The organism is Clostridioides sp. ES-S-0190-01 (genome assembly GCF_020658275.1).
Lineage (GTDB): Bacteria > Bacillota > Clostridia > Peptostreptococcales > Peptostreptococcaceae > Clostridioides.
In genome coordinates, this window is the sequence record NZ_JACVWA010000054.1 from 49,831 (window position 1) to 66,878 (window position 17,048).

General features: G+C 26.0%; 19 protein-coding genes. 18 read left to right on the forward strand and 1 reads right to left on the reverse strand.

Annotated elements, in window-relative coordinates; translation table 11 throughout:
* Window positions 1-135: 135 nt before the first annotated feature.
* The 12 genes from IC214_RS20505 to IC214_RS20560 all read left to right on the forward strand — a co-directional run bounded on the left by IC214_RS20505 (window position 136) and on the right by IC214_RS20560 (window position 11,005).
* Window positions 136-1,593 (forward strand): ATPase, encoded by a 1,458-nt coding sequence (locus IC214_RS20505; protein ID WP_227824980.1) that lies wholly within the window; start codon window positions 136-138, stop codon window positions 1,591-1,593.
* Window positions 1,594-1,708: 115 nt separating this feature from the next.
* Window positions 1,709-3,112: a CpaF family protein gene (locus IC214_RS20510; RefSeq protein ID WP_227824979.1), complete on the forward strand. Its 1,404-nt coding sequence runs from the start codon at window positions 1,709-1,711 to the stop codon at window positions 3,110-3,112.
* A 66-nt stretch (window positions 3,113-3,178) separates the two neighbouring features.
* Window positions 3,179-4,132 carry a type II secretion system F family protein gene (locus tag IC214_RS20515; RefSeq protein WP_227824978.1) on the forward strand — a complete coding sequence of 318 codons (954 nt, stop codon included), beginning with the start codon at window positions 3,179-3,181 and terminating at the stop codon, window positions 4,130-4,132.
* A 29-nt stretch (window positions 4,133-4,161) separates the two neighbouring features.
* Window positions 4,162-5,058, forward strand: a complete 897-nt coding sequence (locus IC214_RS20520; protein WP_227824977.1) for a type II secretion system F family protein — start codon at window positions 4,162-4,164, stop codon at window positions 5,056-5,058.
* A 94-nt stretch (window positions 5,059-5,152) separates the two neighbouring features.
* Window positions 5,153-5,473 carry a hypothetical protein gene (locus IC214_RS20525; RefSeq protein WP_227845572.1) on the forward strand — a complete coding sequence of 107 codons (321 nt, stop codon included), beginning with the start codon at window positions 5,153-5,155 and terminating at the stop codon, window positions 5,471-5,473.
* Window positions 5,474-5,641: 168 nt separating this feature from the next.
* Window positions 5,642-6,196 carry a hypothetical protein gene (locus tag IC214_RS20530; protein WP_227824975.1) on the forward strand — a complete coding sequence of 185 codons (555 nt, stop codon included), beginning with the start codon at window positions 5,642-5,644 and terminating at the stop codon, window positions 6,194-6,196.
* 1 nt (window position 6,197) lies between these two features.
* Window positions 6,198-6,845: a hypothetical protein gene (locus tag IC214_RS20535; protein ID WP_227824974.1), complete on the forward strand. Its 648-nt coding sequence runs from the start codon at window positions 6,198-6,200 to the stop codon at window positions 6,843-6,845.
* Window positions 6,846-6,849: 4 nt separating this feature from the next.
* Window positions 6,850-7,344, forward strand: coding sequence for a prepilin peptidase (locus IC214_RS20540; RefSeq protein WP_227824973.1), 495 nt, complete (start codon window positions 6,850-6,852; stop codon window positions 7,342-7,344).
* Window positions 7,345-7,442: 98 nt separating this feature from the next.
* Entirely contained in the window at window positions 7,443-8,105 is a 663-nt protein-coding gene (locus IC214_RS20545) for an ABC transporter ATP-binding protein (RefSeq protein WP_227824972.1), read from the forward strand.
* Window positions 8,102-9,463, forward strand: a complete 1,362-nt coding sequence (locus IC214_RS20550; RefSeq protein ID WP_227824971.1) for an ABC transporter permease — start codon at window positions 8,102-8,104, stop codon at window positions 9,461-9,463. Before IC214_RS20545 ends, IC214_RS20550 begins: the two co-directional genes overlap by 4 nt.
* 63 nt (window positions 9,464-9,526) lie before the next feature.
* Window positions 9,527-10,273: a VWA domain-containing protein gene (locus IC214_RS20555; protein ID WP_227824970.1), complete on the forward strand. Its 747-nt coding sequence runs from the start codon at window positions 9,527-9,529 to the stop codon at window positions 10,271-10,273.
* A complete protein-coding gene (locus IC214_RS20560) occupies window positions 10,274-11,005 on the forward strand; it encodes a hypothetical protein (protein WP_227824969.1) in 732 nt (243 codons plus the stop codon).
* Window positions 11,006-11,091: 86 nt separating this feature from the next.
* Here IC214_RS20560 and IC214_RS20565 read toward each other — a convergent pair whose 3' ends face one another.
* Window positions 11,092-11,757: a TlpA family protein disulfide reductase gene (locus IC214_RS20565; protein ID WP_227824968.1), complete on the reverse strand. Its 666-nt coding sequence runs from the start codon at window positions 11,755-11,757 to the stop codon at window positions 11,092-11,094.
* Between the two features lie 142 nt (window positions 11,758-11,899).
* Between IC214_RS20565 and IC214_RS20570 the strand changes: the two genes are divergently transcribed.
* The 6 genes from IC214_RS20570 to IC214_RS20595 all read left to right on the forward strand — a co-directional run bounded on the left by IC214_RS20570 (window position 11,900) and on the right by IC214_RS20595 (window position 17,037).
* Window positions 11,900-12,352 (forward strand): hypothetical protein, encoded by a 453-nt coding sequence (locus tag IC214_RS20570; RefSeq protein WP_227824967.1) that lies wholly within the window; start codon window positions 11,900-11,902, stop codon window positions 12,350-12,352.
* Between the two features lie 150 nt (window positions 12,353-12,502).
* On the forward strand, window positions 12,503-13,150 hold the full coding sequence (locus IC214_RS20575) for a sigma-70 family RNA polymerase sigma factor (RefSeq protein ID WP_227824966.1): 648 nt from the start codon (window positions 12,503-12,505) through the stop codon (window positions 13,148-13,150).
* A gap of 113 nt (window positions 13,151-13,263) precedes the next feature.
* On the forward strand, window positions 13,264-13,695 hold the full coding sequence (locus IC214_RS20580; RefSeq protein ID WP_227824965.1) for a hypothetical protein: 432 nt from the start codon (window positions 13,264-13,266) through the stop codon (window positions 13,693-13,695).
* 152 nt (window positions 13,696-13,847) lie between these two features.
* Entirely contained in the window at window positions 13,848-14,156 is a 309-nt protein-coding gene (locus IC214_RS20585) for a PrgI family protein (protein ID WP_227824964.1), read from the forward strand.
* Window positions 14,153-15,097, forward strand: coding sequence for a hypothetical protein (locus tag IC214_RS20590; protein WP_227824963.1), 945 nt, complete (start codon window positions 14,153-14,155; stop codon window positions 15,095-15,097). The genes IC214_RS20585 and IC214_RS20590 overlap by 4 nt, the downstream gene beginning before the upstream one ends.
* Before the next feature lie 17 nt (window positions 15,098-15,114).
* The gene (locus IC214_RS20595; protein ID WP_227824962.1) at window positions 15,115-17,037 is read left to right on the forward strand and encodes a VirB4 family type IV secretion system protein; all 1,923 of its coding nucleotides are present in this window, start codon (window positions 15,115-15,117) and stop codon (window positions 17,035-17,037) included.
* Window positions 17,038-17,048: the final 11 nt, after the last annotated feature.

The following is a 17,048-nucleotide window of genomic DNA, read 5'->3' on the forward strand; positions in this document are numbered from 1 at the left end:
TTTATATATTATATAAGATATATTATTACAAGTAATTAACTAAGACAGGTTAAATATTACACATAACTATTTTTTTTAATATAGTAAGATGTAATATTCCAAAAATAGATTATATAAAAAAATAGGGGTGAAGAAATGAAAAAAATATTATTGTCTATTGGACAACCAACGCTTGATAATAAAATAAAAATTGATGTTATTCCCAAAGTAGGTATGGAGTTAGTTGGAGAAGTTGAAAATAAAGAATATCTAATTGAAAAGATAGAGGAAACAAATCCAGATTTATTAATAATATCTAAAATGCTAAAAGGGGCAGGATTAAGTATATTAGAGTTACTTTTAACAATAAAAAGAGAGTATCCAAAACTAAGAATAATCTTTTTAGCAGGAGAAGTCGATGAAAAAAATAAAGAAAAATATAAAGAATTGGCAGTGTTGGTGAAAGCTGGTATATATGATATTTTACATAAAAAATCAATTAAGCCAAGAGAAATAGTACATTTAATAGAAAATCCTAATACAAGAAAACAGGTAGAATATTTATTAAAATATGAAAAAGACAATGTTATTTATGAAGATGAAATAGTAGAGATAGAAGAAGAAAAGGAAGTTAAAGACTTAGAAAAAGAGGGATATAAAAATGTGTATGTAATTTCATCTATTAAGCCAGGTACAGGTAAAAGTTTTTTAAGCACAAATATTGCTACTAATATTGCTAAGTATGGAAGGAATAAAGATGGTTCTCGCCCAAAAGTAGCAATTGTAGAATCAGATTTACAAAATTTATCAGTAGGAACTCTTCTTCAGATTGAAGATAATAATAAAAATTTAAAAAATGTAATGGAGAAAATAGATACAGTAATAGTTAATGAAGGAGAGTCATTAGTTGATGATCCACTTAAAATAAAGTCTGTAAATGAATATATCCGAAGTTGTTTTAAGCAATATAAAAACTGTAAAAACCTATGGGCATTAACAGGTTCACAGTTCACAATGGAAGAAATAGAAAATATAAAAAATTATCATTATACTTATTTAATAGAAAACATATTAGATGATTTTGATGTTATTATTATAGATACTAATTCAGCACTGGACCATGTTTCTACATATCCTCTTTTAAGACTTTGTAATACTGCTTATTATATATTAAATTTAGATTTTAATAATATAAGAAATAATAGTAAATACAAAGAGACTTTAGAGAACATAAATGTGCTTAATAAAATTAAATATATACTGAATGAGGATATAGATAAAGATTATAAGATTTTAACTGGAGAAAGCATGCTTGAAGAATTGACTTTTAAATCAGATATGCTTGAGGAGAATGGATTTAATGTGATAGCAAAAATACCAGAAATCCCTAAAGAGATTTTTCTAAATAGACTGTATCAAGGCATTCCAATTGTATTAGATAACACAAACTATACTCTAAAAGCGAGACTTGAATTAGCTAAGGTAGCTAAAGAAATCTGTGAAATAGAAAATTTTGATTGGTTATACAAAGAATACCAAAAGTATAGAATGAGTATAAACGAAAAGCTAAATAAAACAAAAAAGAAAAAATTTTCATTGTTTGGCAAAAAATAAAAAAAGAACTATATAGTTCTTTTTTTTATTTTAGTATAGTCATATTTTTTATTATATAATTTTCTTTTTTTTATATAATATATAAATTTCAAAGAAAGGAGACAAGTAAAAATATATGGCTATTAATAAAGAGTTCCATTCCTTCAATAAAGATATAGTTAAAAATATAGGTTCAAATAAAAAAGGAAACAGCTACCTATTTGACTATGATGAAGCGTATGAACTTTTAAAAGTGAATGAAAATTTTAAGTCTGCCATGTCTGAAGATGTAGATTTAAAATTAGAAAATAAAAATAAGATAATAAAAAAAGATAAGAAATACTTTAGAGAAAAAAAGAAAAGCTATATGGATATGGTAGTTTCGACGATTAATTCAAGTGGAATTGAAGTAAGGGGGTATGAAAATGAATTACAAAAGCTTGCTTTAGAAATGGTTGAGGATTTATTTGGATATTCCACTATAAAAGAACTAATGTACGATGAGAAAGTTACAGATGTATATTGTCTTTCAAAAAACAAGATCTATTATGAGAGAGAAGGTTCAGAAAGTCCAATAAAATTTAATAAATCATTTAAGTCAGATGAACATTATAAAAATTTTATAGAACGATTATTAAAAGAAGCAGATAAATCCATGCTCGATAATGGAGAATTTAAAAGTATAGACTTTGATTTATATGAAGATAGATATAATGCTTTGTCTACAGCTATTAGCCCTAATGGATATGTCTTAACAATCAGAAAGCATAGTGAAAACCACATAAAACTACCTCAAATCATAGAAAAAGAATGTATGACACAAGAAGTGGCTGATTTTATTGGAACTTTGATAAGAGGGGGTTGTAATCTTATCATAGCAGGTATAACTGGTTCAGGTAAAACAACTACAATGAGAGCTCTTCTTGATTATTTTGTAGCACAGATGAATAGAAGGATGCTGGTTTGTGAAGATACAAGAGAATTGTTCCCAGAAAATGACCATACTCTTGAGCTTGTTACCAGCGAAGGATCCGATGAAAAAGATAAATCTAATATTAATTTAAGAGATTTAGTCAAGATAGCACTTAGACAAAAGCCAAGATATATTGTAATTGGGGAGGTTAGAGGTGTCGAAGCTGAGTCTGCTGTTGAAGCAATGGAAACTGGCCATGCCACTATTTTTTCTATGCATGCAGGTACAGCAATTGACGCTATAAACAGATTGGTAACTAAATATCTAATGCAAATGCCAACATTAGGAGTGGATGTCGTAGAGCGTATTATTGGGTCAGCCTTAGATTATATATTAATTCAAGATGACATACCAGGAATTGGTAGGAGAGTTACTTCTATAACAGAGATAAAGTTTGACAACAATACACGTAGAATAATAACAACTCCTATCGTAAAATTTAATTTTAGAACAAAAGATTTTGATTTTAAAAATAATTTATCTGAAGAAAAAGCAGATAAGATGCTTAGAAAAGGAATAAAAATAGAAGAGTTATCTGGATATATGGCAGATGAATGGACTGCTTAAAGATATACAATTTTTTATTATAAAAAAATAATATGTATATATTATATAAAAAGAGGTGATTTATGTTTGAACAAATATGTTTTATTTACAATAATAACATTGCTCTTATATATAGCAACAGCTTTGGTTTTAAGTAAAGTAGCAAATAAAAATAAAGAAATTAAGATAAAATCAAGGTTTGGGAATAAACATTTTAGATCTTCAGATGTCTCTGTAAAAAAACAGATAGAAGAAAAAATGTCCCAAAGAGCAAGTATTAAGAAAAAATATAAAGTGGAAACAACTTGTTTACAAGCTGGATATAACATCAATTATGGAGAATATAGTGTCATATGCATTGCTATGGCTATCTCACTACCACTTATAATGATGATTTTACTAAAAAATATTATCTTAGCTATAGTATTTATTTTTATAGGATATTCTGTTCCATGGCAATTTTTTAAAACTTTATCTAATAAAAGGGTAACAAAGATGGAATCTCAAATAGGCTCTTTTATTAGAATTATTATCGAAAGATATAAAATAAATAAAAACATATCTAAGTCCTTAGTTGAGACTTTACCAGATTTTAAGGGAAGTGAGCCTCTATACTCTGAATTAAAAAAATCAGTAGTTGATATCGATTTAGGTACGCCAATTGAAGAAGTTCTTTCTTCTCTTGCAAGAAGAACAGGTAGCAAATATCTAAAACTATTTAGTAATTATTATGAAGTATCAAGTATGTTGTCTTCTCAAGAGTCGAAAATAAAAATTTTAACAACATCTTTTTACCAATATGAAGATAATCGAATAATCAAGCGAGACTTGAGAAAAGAAATTATGGGGCCTGTTAGAGAATCATATATAATGGTTTTTGCTATTCCAGTGTTAATGATATATCAGTCTTTTGTCTCTGATGGATATCTGGATTTTATGATAAATGAAAAAATAGGTCAAATGGGATTGACTGGTATATTTGTTTCTATTTTATTATGCGTTTGGTTTATAAATGCTAAAATAGGAGCTCCATTAGATTAAATAGTTTTAAGAAAGGAGTAATATTAAAAATGGATGTTAACATGTTAAAATGGTTATCTGCATTATGTGCATTTTTAATCTTTATACCACTTGTAAGAAATATATTGAGAATTCTTTTTTCAAAAGAAGATGAATCTTTACATAAAAAAAGATTAAAACAGTTACAAAAAACAGAAAAACGAAAATCTGAGCAAGAAAAAAATAAAGAATTTATAGAAAAAATAACAACCCCTGTATCAACATATATTCTTCCTAAGATTGACAGAAAGAAAGATTTAACACAACTTGAGAAGGACTTAAAAATGTGTAATTGGGATAAATATTTTACTCCAGCTACTTTTATAAGCTTAGATATAACTATGAAAATATTAGCAGTTATAATTGGGTTAATTGTATATAGTATAGCTAATCTAATGTTAGCATTACTATGGGGGTCTATTATATTTTTTATATTAAATTTTTTGTTAAAGAATGCAGTCAAGGAGAAAAGATTAAAGATATTATCTGGATTTCCTGACTTTATAAATGTTGTTCAAGGTTTTTTAGTTTCAGATATGACGCTTGTTAAGGCGATAGAAAGCTCAATACCATACACAGGTACAGAATGGAGTAAATTAGCCCAAGAATTTGTCATTGATAGTAAAACAAATTCTCAAGAAAAATGTATTGAGAATATATATGAAAAAATAGATATTTTCGAAGTAAGGGAATTATGGTCTTTAATTAAATTAAATTCAGAACAAGGAATAAATATAAAAGAATGTTTTAGCAATCAAGCCAAAAAAATAACTGATTTAAATATGGAATTAATTCATAAGAAAATAAATACAAGACAAATTATGGCTACCTTAGTCCAAGCTCCATTACTACTATTATTATTAATAGCAATATCTTTACCTATGATTTCTCAAATGCTTATACTTTAAAACCAATTTTAGTTATATATATAAAATAAATTAATATAATAAAAAAATAAAAAAAAGGAGGAAAGGAGTTTAGCCACAAACTCTAAAAAAATATATGAATAACCAAATATTAATAAAAACAGAAAGTTGTAATACAAACAAATGCAGTGCTTTTTTTAAAGGGTTGTCTCAAAAGAAAAATAATTTCTTGACTAAAAGTACATATAAAATTAAAAATCTTTTAACAAAAGAAGATGGACTTATAGACAGAAGTAAAAGAGCCATGGCTGGGGAAGATGGAATGGAGCTTTTACAGTTGGTTATTATAATATCTGTTGTTTTAGTTATAGCCACTGCCGTATTTTTACTTAGAGATAAGATAGTTGCCTATTTTGGAGATGCAACAGGTGAAGTAGATAAACTGAAAGTAAAATAATAACTACTATATAAAATAAAAAGAACATTCATAATGAATGTTCTTTTTATTTTATATAGTAAAAGAAATAATACTATTTATATTATAATACTCCAAAAAATTATAAACATACAAAAATAATAGTATTATTAGTTAATAAATATTTATAGAAGGGATATTTAAGATTAGATGCTAAAAGTGATTAAAGATAAACTTAAAAATAAAAATGGGATGGTTTTTATTGAGTTCTTAGTTGGATTTTTAGTTTTTATATTTATTTTTTCATTCTTTTTTGATTTATTTCAAATAGGAAGTAAGAAATTTGTTATGACTCAACAAGCTTCTCAGATAGTAAGACAATTAGCAAAGCAAAGTGGGATCCAAAGCCAAGTACCTTTAAATTATCCAGGAGGAGGAGGTTCTTATTTAACATCTTCTCAGTTAATTAAAGTCACAGAAAATAAATTTAAAAAAATTGGAGTTAAACCTGAAGATTGGTCAATTGAAATAATCTTAAGAGATAAAGCACAGGCAAATGGAGAAAGAGTAATTTCCTTATCTGACACATCTAATATAAAAGCAGATTATAGAGATAGTATTGGAATTAGATTTACATACAGTTATAACTGGGGATTATGGTCTCAACTTGTACCTGGAGATTTTAATAAAACTACCAATGTAGATAAATATGCGTTTTGTGAATACAAGCATAACTATTCAAATTGGAAAGGAGAGGAAGATTAATATGGGGATAGAATTAATTTTATCAAAAATAAAAAATCGTTTAAATAATAATAATGGTAGCATAGCTATAGTAGGATGTGCATTAATACTTGTATTTGTCACAGTAGCAACAGGATTTTTAAGTTTGTCTAATTCCTCATGGGTTTTAAATGAAGTACAATCTATAATGGATTTATCAACAACTAATGCTTTGCAACAATCAATTAACAATGAATATCTTAGACAAGAAGTAATAAATGTATCAAATTCTGATTCTTCAATAAGTAATGATGGAGTTTTAAATGTTAACAATAAGCTACTGAGTGATGTTATTAGTACATCTTTTAGAAAAGAGTTAAATAGACAGGTAGGATTAACTCCATTTATTCAAAAAATAGATATTAATTATTTAAAACCAGAATTCGTTTATGAAAATTGGGGCCTTAATTATGCAGGAGACTCAAATAAGGAACGACCTCAGCTAATTTTAGATTCTATTGTTCAAATTACATTAAAGAATTACAGAGAATTTGATAATTTAGGCTCCTATATAATAAATGAATATAATGCAAGAGATAATGGTAATATGAAAATATCTGTTGAAGGAAAAACAGGAGATGGGAATTTAATTTTGACAATTAGAACTTTGTCAAGATTAGTGTACAGATAAAGTTATGTATAATAATTTTGATTACCTAAAAGAAGTAGAAGCTGTTTTTTCAAATCCTATAGTTGTAATTACTTTAACTTTATTTCTTTTATTTGCTTCTTACAGTGACTTTAAATATTTAAAAATTTATCATAAATTTAATTTTATATTTTTTTTATTAAGAATGGTATTTGTTTTCTTACCTGTATTTTCTTTGCCTCTAACATTAAGTAATATTAATGGTGCTATATTTGGATTCTGTTTGATGTATATACCAGCTATGCTTTGTGGAGTTTCAAAGGGTGGAGACATTAGATTTGTTTCTATCCTTGGGTTATATTTAGGATTTCCTCTACTTTTGAATATGCTATTAATGACCTATAGTAGTATAATAATTTATTTAATTGTAAGAAAATTTATTTTAAAAAAGAATGTAACCAATTTAGGGATACCATTGGCCCCATTTGTATTAATTGGATATGTTATGAATTATGTAATTTTTTTATGTATATTTTGTTGACTATAAACAATATTTTTATGAAAAAAGTTTGGTAATCTTTACTTATTATAATTAAAATGGTAGAATTAAAATAAAAAGGAAAGGAGATGGGTTTTGTTATGATAGAAATTAGAAATTTAGAAAAAGAATATATATTAGGAAATAACTGTGTGAAAGTAATAAACAACATAAACTTGACCATAAATAATGGTGAATTTGTTGCTATTGTTGGTTCTTCTGGAAGTGGGAAAACAAGCCTGCTTAATCTTTTGGGAGGGTTAGATAAACCTTCAAGTGGAAATATATTTGTACAAAATAAGGATATAACTAAATTAAAAGACAAAGAAATGAGTGAGTATAGGAGAGATTTAGTAGGATTTATATTCCAAGAATTTATGTTAGAAGGGAATAAAACAGTGCAAGAGAATCTCATGATGCCACTTATTTTTTCAAAAGTAGAAAAGAAAGAAAGACTCAATAGAGTAAAAGAATCTTTAGATAAAGTAGGAATTAAGGATAAATTAATGTGTAAAGCAAATGAGCTTTCAGGTGGGCAAAGGCAAAAAGTAGCAATTGCAAGAGCTTTAATAAATGAACCTAAAATTTTATTAGCAGATGAGCCTACTGGAAATTTGGATAGTAAAAATGGAGAATTAATAATTGATTTACTTAAGGAGTTAAATAAGAATAATAATTACACTATTTTACTGGTTACACACAACATGGAACAAGCTTCTCAAGCTGGACGAATAGTTAAGATTAGAGATGGAGAAATTTTATGAAAATAATTGATTATCTTAAATTATCATATTCTAATTTAAAGAAAAGAAAAATTAGAACATTAATAAATATCTTTTCTATAGCTATAGGAGTTACATTAATAGTAACTCTTGTAAGTTTAGGTAGCGGGCTAAAATCTTATGTAATGTCACAAATAAAAGAACTTAATAACTTACAACATGTGTCTGTTTATAATACTAAAGTACAATCATCCGAAGAATTAGAAAAAAAATTAGCCAAAACAGATGCAAATGGGGATATAGATGTAGAAAATTTATATGAGAAAAAGAAAATAAATGATACAGTTATTAATTCATTATCTAAAGACAAAAGAATTTCACAACTATTAGTAAAATATGAAACTGAATTAACAGAGACACAATATGGAGATAAGAAGATAAAAGAAATAAAAGCTGTTTCATATGATAAAGATTTTTATCTAAAGAGTGAGAAAGCGAGTCTTAAGCAAAAAAAAGAAGCTGACAACAGTTCTCTAAGTTATATATTAGAAGGACGAGAATTAAACAATAAAGATAAAAATGCAGTAATGTTACCAGAAAGTTTTGTAAAAAACACCTTGGGAATAGATAATCCTAAGGATATTATAGGGAAAGAGATAAACTTAAAGTCAGTTCTACCAGACTTTGATAAAGATAAAATATTTGATAGAAAGGCTACTATAGTAGGGGTTATAAACAAAAAATATTATCAACCAAGCTTTGTTATCTCTAAAGATTTAATGACAGATATTAAAAATTTTGAAGAAGGTGGAAATAAGTCATTAAAAGAAAGAGGAGCAGATGTATTAGAACTTTCTATCACTAAGCTTGAAAATGTAGAAAAAGTAGTATCATATATAGAACATAGTTTAGGATATACAACAGAAAGTGTTCAATCTGTTGCAAAAATAATTGAGAAAATATTATTAGGAATAAATATAATTCTATCTGTAGTAGGGATTATTACTATATTAGTAGCTTCTCTTGGCGTAATTAATACTATGATAATGTCTATTAATGAAAGAACAAAAATGATTGGTTTAATGAAGGCAACAGGGGCTTCAAAAATAGATATATTATGTTTATTCTTGGTAGAATCTTCGGTTATTGGATTACTTGGAGGATGTTTAGGCTCATTTTTATCTTATTTTAATTTATTAGGAATAAAGGGGATAATAACTTATATTTTAGAAAGCCTTGAAATTAATCAAGTATCTTTTTTAGATAAAATTGTAAATATGAATCTATCAATAACAATTTTAACTATTTGTTTTGCAGTAGTTTTAACTATGTTGGCAGGATTATATCCTTCAATAAAAGCGTCAAAATTAAATCCAATTGAAGCTCTTAAGTTTGATTAAAAAATTAATAAAGAAAGGGATGTTTCTAAAAAAAGTGTATTTTAGAAATGAAGGTAAATTTATATGAAAAATATATTTAATTTTGGGAGAAAGAAAAATACTGGTAATGAAAAAAATAGTATTGAATTAAAAAAAGAAAAAGTAAACTTAAGAAAAGATACAGTAAGTAAGATATGTTTAACAAAATCTGATTTTAATGATATTAAAAATATGAAGTTTGATGTAACATTAGTATTAGATTGTTCTCTATCAACATCTGATCTATTTGAAAACGGAACGATACAAGATATATTTGAAAGATTATTACCAATTTCCTTATCTTTTGATAATGATGGAATGCTTGATGTTTGGTTGTTTAACGATGAAGCTTATCAATTGACAAGTATAGATATGAATAATTTATTTAATTATGTTAAAGATGAAAAACTTTTTAAAAAGTATGTTCGTGGTGGAACAAAATATGCTCCTGTAATTAAAGAAGTAATCAAAGAAAAAACAGAATTAAATGAAGCAAAGAACCCAGTTTATGTAATATTTATAACAGATGGAGATAATTTTGATAAAAAAGAGGCTGAATTAGTAATTAGAGAAGCGTCAAATAAGCCTGTATTTTTCCAATTCATAGGAATAGGAAAACGAAAATTTAATTTCTTAGAAAAGTTGGATGTTATGGAAGGCAGAGTTGTAGATAATGCAAACTTATTTTCATTAAATGATATAAATGATATTTCAGATGAAGAATTATATGAAAGGGTTATGAAAGAGCTTCCTGAGTGGGTTAGAGAAGCTAAAAAGAAAGGTATATTTTAAATGAATGATGTATACATCAAAAAAAGTATTAAGAAAATTTCATTGAATGATATTATTTTTTTAAGAATTACAAATTTTGATGCGTATGGAAACATAATAAACATAAAACTATACCAAAAAGTTAATAACAGATATAAGCCTGTTGACATGCTGGATATTCCTTTTCCAATAATAAACAATATTAATACAAGTTCTTTATATAAATCTGTTAGTAAGAAAGAAGAAAGTAAAATAATTAATAAACTGAATATGCTTAAAAAAAATATACTTAAAAAAAATTCTTTTAATTTAGACTATATTAAAATTGGTATAATATGCGACATATATTATATATTAGGTAGGGATAAAAATTCTGATTTCTATGGTCTAAATTCTATAAAAGTAAATGAAATTGGAAAGATAGTAAAGATAGATGTTTTAGATTATAATGAGATAACTTATGTTTTAATAGATTTATTAAAAGATGAAAATATTGATGAAAGACTGTTTTTAATTGATGTTAATAAATTTTCTTTTATAAAGAAAGTTAAGGATTATTATGTTGTATCGTTTTATAGTTTACTTTCAAAAGAAGAAAATGAGCAATATGTAAAAAAAGACAATTATTTAATATTAATGGTTAAAAATAATTCATTCCAAATAATACTATCTGAAGAAGCTAATATAATGGGTATTTTAGATAAAAAAGATTTTAATGTTGTAGATGAGTCTTTTTTAAAAATGATACTTTAATGAAAGATTTAATTATAAAATGTGTAAACTGATATAATATAAGATAATAAAAATACTATAACACCTTTAAGGTGTTATAGTATTTTTTAGTTAACTTTCATTTTATAAATTTTAGGGCTTTCAAAAGCTAATTTTAAGTCATCTGTTAAAGTTATTTTATCATAATCAAATTCTTTAATTAAAGAAATCCTACTATTTTCATCAATAAAAAATAAAGTAGGGACATTTTTTATTGATGTTTCTTTTATAAAACTCAAGTCTTTATCAACCAAGATAGTTTTAGGCTTCTTTAAATTTAAGTTTTCATAATAATCATTTATTTCATCATTAGTGCTTTTTATAAATAATGGTATGTATATAATATTAGTGTCTTTTACTACTTTATCTATTAACATACTTGTCTTTTTGCAGAATGAACAATCTGTTTTATTCACTGATAATATTACTTTTTTACCATTTAGCTTATTAAATTCAAAAGTATTACCATCAGTAGTATTTAGAGTCAAATTAGAAACACTATTTCCTATGTTTTTCAAAGCTAAGTCCATTTTTTCAAATGTTGGGTAGTTCGCTTTTAATATATTCATTCCTTCTTCTGTATATTCTAATAATTTATCTTCAGAACTTTTAATAGTCTGTTTAACTTCACTTTTATGTTTAATAGTCTCTTTGTCATTTGTTTCATTAGAACATCCAGTTAAAATAATAGTCGATAAGCATAGAATCAGACCTATTATTCTTTTAATATTCAATAACATCACCTCGATTATAAAGTATTTAATAATATTATATAGTTTTTGTTGTTTATAAACAATAAAAAACTTAAAAATACATATAATATATCAAAATTAAAACAAAGTACATAAAAATATGTTTTAAAATAGGGAGGATATTATGATAGTAAAGAGAAGAATGAAATTACAAGAATTAGATGGAGAAGATGTAATAGCTATGAAAGCAGTTGGAAATTTCGAGAAATTTTTACATTCTTATTATAGCCCACATGGTTTTTCATATGTAAATAGTAAGAACGAATTCGTAACAGATAAAGAGTATTACAAACTTTTATTAAACTCAGGTAAATGTATAAAAATGGGCGATTTCATGATTTTTAAAGAGGGGTATCATGAAAGTTATGAAGAATATGCAAACAAATATTTAAGTGAAATTAATTGTGAATGTAGTTTTGATTTGGCAGAGTTAAATAGCGTTTCTAATTTTGGAGTTGTAAATTCTACAATAGATATGGTTAAAAGAAATCTATATCCTAAAGAGAGAGCATTTAAAATAATTGAAAAATACTTTAGAAATCCAGGATATGCACAAAATATTTTAAATTTAATATAATATATTTAACATAGTCAATATTTTTAATAAAAATATTGACTATGTTTTTTAAAAAGATAGCATCATACAAAAAATCTATTTTAAATTTTATTTATTAATTATAAAATACAAATAATTAATAAATAAAATTTAAAGGAGATAAAATAATTAATGCCTCTTGAAACAAAAAAAATATTAAATTATTCAGATGGTGTAAAAAGAGAAAAAGAATTTTATACTAAAGAAGAAAAAGAAAAAGTAGCTTATGCTAATAATAAATTAATACACCATGTCATAAAACAATTAAATACAAACGTCGCTTCGCATGATGAACTTTATAGTGTTGGTCTTGTGGGGTATGCAAAAGCACTTGAAAGTTTTGATAAGAGAAGAAATGTTAAGTTTTCTACATATGCGATAAACTGTATAAGAAATGAAATATTATACTTTCTTAGAAAAGAAAATAATCATAACAAGAATACAATATCTTTTAATAAAGTACTTTCAGCAGATAAAGATGGGCATAATTTGGAACTTGAGGATATTATTTCAGAGGATGAAATCTCTAAAAAAAGGTTTGAAGATAATTTAGTGGATAAGGAAGATCGAGCAACGATACTTAAAGCATTAGAATTTTTAAAGGAAGAAGAAAGAATTGTTATTATATATAGATTTGGATTAAATAATGGAATTATAATGACTCAATCAGAGATTGGGAAAATGATAAATATGTCTCAAGCTAATATATCTAAAATACAAAAGAGTAGTATAGATAAATTAAGGCTTATACTTGATAAAAATATTTACTATAAACAATAAAATAGCCAAAAAAATATAATGAAACACTCTAAAGTTATATAAAAAATAAAAATGTATATTATAAATAGATTAGATTATCTAATCGAAAAACTTTGGAGGTGTAAAAGATAAATATGAATGCAGTTTTAATTAACTCAAAAAAAATAGTCCTTATGTTTATGTTAAGCCTAATGATGTGTATGACTTTTTTACAAACTAATAAAATAGAATCCTATGCTGGTAATGATATAGGAGATGTTAAGGTTGAAGTTAATGGGAATGGAGGTTTAAGTGTTTCTGGAGGAGGTATGGATTATAAAGATGGAGCTTCTTCTTGGAATGGTTTTTTAGGGAAAATTAAATTCTTTGTAGTTGGTCTTTCAGGAGTAGGTGCTCTTATCGGACTTGGGAGCTTAATTTTCCATTTTAGTAAACTGGCTTCAACAGCTACTAATCCTCAAGAAAGAAGTAAAGTTTTAACTGGTATTATGTGGTCTGTTATAGCAATGGCTGGATTAGGATCTATATCTATTATAGGTGGATTCTTCTATGGAATTTTAAAATAGGACGAATAAAAAGACACTATTAACAAATTAATAGTGTCTTTTTATTATATTATTCAGCTTATATTTATTAATAAAAGAAGTCCTTTATATAATAAACAATAAAATTTATTTAATATAATAAAAACACCAAAAATTAGAAAGGAGTTTAAATAATGCCAAGAGTAAATTTAATGCCACCAGACACAAATGAAGAAGAAAAGGCCATTGGAGGATTAATTACTTTTAACCAATTTTTTTGGTTATTAGGTGGTTTTGTTTTAGGGATAATAACATATTTAATAATCATTTATTCAATTAAAATGCAATTTATTGCTATTCCAATGGCTATTATCGTATTTTTATCAAGTGCACCATTTGCCTTTTTTAAAAAACATGATATGCCTTTATTTAAATATTTAAATATAAAACGAAAATATAATAAAAAAAATAAAAAACTAATAAATAGGAGGAAATTAAATTGATTATAGTAATGCTGTTTTTTATATTATTTGTAGTTGGATTAATAGGTTTTGCTTTTTACAAGATTAAAGAGACTGATCCAAATAGGGGGAATGGAGCTTCTAAAAATAACTATTATGCAGATAATGCCCAAGATGCATTGATGTTTGAGGATATAAGAGATAATGTTATCCATCTTGGAGGTCATCAGTACCGAGCAATTATAAAATGTAATTCAATTAACTATAATCTTAAAACAGATAAAGAACAAGCTGTTATTGAAATAGCTTTTCAAAGGTTTATAAACTCGTTGTCTCATCCAATTAGCTTATATGTACAAACTAAAGAAATAGATAATTCAAGAGTAATGGACCTTTTTCAAAAAGATATAGAAAAGACAGTAGAAGAATTCCCTTTACTAAGAGATTATGCAATTTTAAACATAGATGATATGAATAATATGTTTTTTGAGATTGGAAACAACAAAGAAAAAAATAAATACATAATTGTACCCTTTAATGATTCCACAACTCTTACAAACTCAGATGATGATGAAAAGTATGAATATTCCTTAAAAGAAATATATGGTAGATGTCAAAGAATTATTGATGGGCTTACATCAGTAGGTCTTAAGTCAGAAATATTAAATACATATGACCTAATAGATTTACTTTACTCAACTTACCATAAAGATAATGCATCTCAAGTTAATAATATTCTTAATGGAGAGTTTTTATCGAGAATAGTAACAGGGGAGGACAGGTTAAATAAAATATCTAATAATCCAGAAGCTACTCTTGATTGGATTTTATATGAAGCTCAAATTAGATTAAAAACAGAAATCTTAGAAAATAAGATTATTGAAGATGCTGATAAAGAAAAAGCAACTGACTCTATGATAAAAATAGATAAAATTAGAAACTCAATTGCAGGATTCTATAAAAGCAATGAAAATGCAAATTAGATTGGAGGAATAAAAAAATGTTTTTTAAAAAGAAAAAAGAAAAATCAACCACTAAAATAATAGATTTTAGTAAAGACGATATATTAAATGAAACTAATTTGTTAGATAAAGGTATTCCTTCTTTAAAGGAACTTATATCACCTTCATCTTTTGAAGTAGATGCAGACTATATAAAGGTAGGTAAAAAATATGTTAGAAGTTTTATAATGCAAGGTTTCCCTGCCCAAGTTTATGTAGGATGGTTAGACAGTATTTTTAATTATGAAGGGGAAACAGATACAATTATTCATATTGATCCAACTGATGACAAGATAGCTTTAGAGGAATACACACGTAAAATAACACAATTTGAAGCCCAGCTTATGTCTGAACAAGAAAAAGGTAATATACGAAATATAACAAGGCTTAGAGATAAGATACAAGAGTTATATATGGAAAGAAGTAAGTTAGAAAGAAATACAGATAAATTATTCCAGGTTCAGATTGCATGTAATCTATATTCAGATAGTTTAGATGAATTAAATAAAGAGACTCAAAAAATTGATAATAAACTACGTGGAAGAAAAATGTATATGATGCCAACATATCTAAGACAAGATGATACTTATAAAACTGTTTCTCCTTATGGGAAAAGCTATGTAGAAGATATGTTTAGAAATTTTAATTCAGGAGCATTAACTTCCTGTTTCCCTTTTTATAACTCAGATATTAGACATGAAAAAGGTGTTTTTTGTGGGATTAATCTATCTACATGTTCTCCAATTTTAATTGATTTCTATGATAGAAGCAAACTTAAAAATTCGAATATTACTGTTATTGGGCAACCAGGAACAGGAAAAACATTCTTTGTATCTTTACTTACTATGAGAAGCTCAATAAGAGGAATTAGAACTGTTATTATTGACCCAGAGAGTGAATATGGAAGACTTACAGAAGCTCTGGGTGGTTCAAAAATTTATTTAGCTCCAGATTCTAAAGAGTGTATAAATCCATTTGACATAGAAGAAGAGGATGAACTGGATGAAAATTTCCTGCCAACAGGAATAAAGTTGGTTGATGTTAAGGGTAAAATTGCAGATTTATTAAACTTAATTGCTGTTATGGCTGGAGGATTATCTGGAGCTCAAACTTCAACAGTAGCACAATTATTACAAGAGTTGTATGGAAATTTTGGTATTACTAAAAATCCAAAATCATTATACGTAACAGAACCCTATTTTGATAAAAATACAAAAGAATTTATTCATGAGGGTAGAAAGAAAACCATGCCAATTTTTTCTGATTTTTATAATAGTTTATCTGAATATGCTGAAAAAAATTCAGACATGGAAGCAATGGATTTAGTAAGAGTATTAAAGATGTTTAAAAAAGGTGGAGTGTATGACTTATTTGACTGTTATACTTCTTCTAATATATCTAATTTTAAAAACTCTCCAATTGTCACATTTGATGTTAGTAAATTAGAAGAAAATATTTTAAGACCAATTGGTATGTATGTAGCCTTGTCTTGGACATGGGAGAAATTTGGTAAGAAAGACCCATACATAAACAAGAGAATTGTTTGTGATGAAGCGTGGATGCTTGTCTCTAAAAACATGGCTGGTTCTGAGTATTCTGCAAAGTTTCTTGAAACAGCTTCAAGAAGAATAAGAAAAAGAATGGGAGGACTTTTAGTTGCTTCTCAGAAGTTTACTGAATTTGTTGAAAGTACACAAGGTCAAGCCGTTTTAACTTCAGCAGAGACTAAAATATTCTTAGGGCAAGATACCACTGATATAGACTCTATTCAAAATATGTTTAAGTTAAGTGAAGGAGAAAAATTATTCTTACTTAGAGCAGATAAAGGAGAAATGTTAGTTAGAATTCAGGGAGAAAGCACAGTAGTTAAAGTATTGGCTTTTGACTTTGAGAAAAAATTAATAGAGAAAAGAACAGCCTAATGCAAGAAAGG

Excerpts from the sequence above, each read along its gene's own strand:
- IC214_RS20570 (WP_227824967.1), top strand. The coding sequence starts at position 11,900 with ATGATAGTAAAGAGAAGAATGAAATTACAAGAATTAGATGGAGAAGAT.
- IC214_RS20560 (WP_227824969.1), top strand. The coding sequence starts at position 10,274 with ATGAATGATGTATACATCAAAAAAAGTATTAAGAAAATTTCATTGAAT.
- IC214_RS20525 (WP_227845572.1), top strand. The coding sequence starts at position 5,153 with ATGAATAACCAAATATTAATAAAAACAGAAAGTTGTAATACAAACAAA.
- IC214_RS20550 (WP_227824971.1), top strand. The coding sequence starts at position 8,102 with ATGAAAATAATTGATTATCTTAAATTATCATATTCTAATTTAAAGAAA.
- IC214_RS20520 (WP_227824977.1), top strand. The coding sequence starts at position 4,162 with ATGGATGTTAACATGTTAAAATGGTTATCTGCATTATGTGCATTTTTA.
- IC214_RS20555 (WP_227824970.1), top strand. The coding sequence starts at position 9,527 with ATGAAAAATATATTTAATTTTGGGAGAAAGAAAAATACTGGTAATGAA.
- IC214_RS20575 (WP_227824966.1), top strand. The coding sequence starts at position 12,503 with ATGCCTCTTGAAACAAAAAAAATATTAAATTATTCAGATGGTGTAAAA.
- IC214_RS20505 (WP_227824980.1), top strand. The coding sequence starts at position 136 with ATGAAAAAAATATTATTGTCTATTGGACAACCAACGCTTGATAATAAA.
- IC214_RS20595 (WP_227824962.1), top strand. The coding sequence starts at position 15,115 with ATGTTTTTTAAAAAGAAAAAAGAAAAATCAACCACTAAAATAATAGAT.
- IC214_RS20545 (WP_227824972.1), top strand. The coding sequence starts at position 7,443 with ATGATAGAAATTAGAAATTTAGAAAAAGAATATATATTAGGAAATAAC.
- IC214_RS20535 (WP_227824974.1), top strand. The coding sequence starts at position 6,198 with ATGGGGATAGAATTAATTTTATCAAAAATAAAAAATCGTTTAAATAAT.
- IC214_RS20540 (WP_227824973.1), top strand. The coding sequence starts at position 6,850 with ATGTATAATAATTTTGATTACCTAAAAGAAGTAGAAGCTGTTTTTTCA.
- IC214_RS20585 (WP_227824964.1), top strand. The coding sequence starts at position 13,848 with ATGCCAAGAGTAAATTTAATGCCACCAGACACAAATGAAGAAGAAAAG.
- IC214_RS20580 (WP_227824965.1), top strand. The coding sequence starts at position 13,264 with ATGAATGCAGTTTTAATTAACTCAAAAAAAATAGTCCTTATGTTTATG.
- IC214_RS20510 (WP_227824979.1), top strand. The coding sequence starts at position 1,709 with ATGGCTATTAATAAAGAGTTCCATTCCTTCAATAAAGATATAGTTAAA.
- IC214_RS20530 (WP_227824975.1), top strand. The coding sequence starts at position 5,642 with ATGCTAAAAGTGATTAAAGATAAACTTAAAAATAAAAATGGGATGGTT.